The organism is Pseudomonas sp. S44, assembly GCF_016624805.1.
GTDB lineage: Bacteria > Pseudomonadota > Gammaproteobacteria > Pseudomonadales > Pseudomonadaceae > Aquipseudomonas > Aquipseudomonas machongensis.
Window position 1 is genome coordinate 1 of the sequence record NZ_JACVTY010000064.1, and the last position, 1,758, is coordinate 1,758.

Genomic DNA, 1,758 nt, shown 5'->3' on the forward strand with positions numbered 1-1,758 from the left:
TGGTGATGCGGTAGAGGAGCGTTCTGTAAGCCTGTGAAGGTGAGTTGAGAAGCTTGCTGGAGGTATCAGAAGTGCGAATGCTGACATGAGTAACGACAATGCGAGTGAAAAACTCGCACGCCGAAAGACCAAGGTTTCCTGCGCAACGTTAATCGACGCAGGGTTAGTCGGTCCCTAAGGCGAGGCTGAAAAGCGTAGTCGATGGAAAACAGGTTAATATTCCTGTACTTCCAGTTATTGCGATGGAGGGACGGAGAAGGTTAGGCCAGCCTGGCGTTGGTTGTCCAGGTTTAAGGTGGTAGGCTGAAATCTTAGGCAAATCCGGGATTTCAAGGCCGAGAGCTGATGACGAGCGCTCTTTAGAGTGCGAAGTGGTTGATACCATGCTTCCAAGAAAAGCTCCTAAGCTTCAGATAACTGGGAACCGTACCCCAAACCGACACAGGTGGTTAGGTAGAGAATACCAAGGCGCTTGAGAGAACTCGGGTGAAGGAACTAGGCAAAATGGCACCGTAACTTCGGGAGAAGGTGCGCCGGCGAGGGTGAAGGACTTGCTCCGTAAGCCCATGCCGGTCGAAGATACCAGGCCGCTGCGACTGTTTATTAAAAACACAGCACTCTGCAAACACGAAAGTGGACGTATAGGGTGTGACGCCTGCCCGGTGCCGGAAGGTTAATTGATGGGGTTAGCGCAAGCGAAGCTCTTGATCGAAGCCCCGGTAAACGGCGGCCGTAACTATAACGGTCCTAAGGTAGCGAAATTCCTTGTCGGGTAAGTTCCGACCTGCACGAATGGCGTAACGATGGCGGCGCTGTCTCCACCCGAGACTCAGTGAAATTGAAATCGCTGTGAAGATGCAGTGTATCCGCGGCTAGACGGAAAGACCCCGTGAACCTTTACTATAGCTTTGCACTGGACTTTGAGCTTGCTTGTGTAGGATAGGTGGGAGGCTTTGAAGTGGGGACGCCAGTTCTCATGGAGCCATCCTTGAAATACCACCCTGGCAACCTTGAGGTTCTAACTCAGGTCCGTGATCCGGATCGAGGACAGTGTATGGTGGGTAGTTTGACTGGGGCGGTCTCCTCCCAAAGAGTAACGGAGGAGTACGAAGGTGCGCTCAGACCGGTCGGAAATCGGTCGTAGAGTATAAAGGCAAAAGCGCGCTTGACTGCGAGACACACACGTCGAGCAGGTACGAAAGTAGGTCTTAGTGATCCGGTGGTTCTGTATGGAAGGGCCATCGCTCAACGGATAAAAGGTACTCCGGGGATAACAGGCTGATACCGCCCAAGAGTTCATATCGACGGCGGTGTTTGGCACCTCGATGTCGGCTCATCACATCCTGGGGCTGAAGCCGGTCCCAAGGGTATGGCTGTTCGCCATTTAAAGTGGTACGCGAGCTGGGTTTAGAACGTCGTGAGACAGTTCGGTCCCTATCTGCCGTGGACGTTTGAGATTTGAGAGGGGCTGCTCCTAGTACGAGAGGACCGGAGTGGACGAACCTCTGGTGTTCCGGTTGTCACGCCAGTGGCATTGCCGGGTAGCTATGTTCGGAAGAGATAACCGCTGAAAGCATCTAAGCGGGAAACTTGCCTCAAGATGAGATCTCACTGGGATCTTGAATCCCCTGAAGGGCCGTCGAAGACTACGACGTTGATAGGTTGGGTGTGTAAGCGCTGTGAGGCGTTGAGCTAACCAATACTAATTGCCCGTGAGGCTTGACCATATAACACCCAAGCAATTTGCCTTGCAGATTG

At 52.9% G+C, this 1,758-nt stretch carries 1 rRNA gene; it reads left to right on the forward strand.

The window, feature by feature from the left end:
* A 23S ribosomal RNA gene (locus tag IAE40_RS25540) occupies positions 1-1,727 on the forward strand; the annotation flags it as partial.
* Positions 1,728-1,758: the final 31 nt, after the last annotated feature.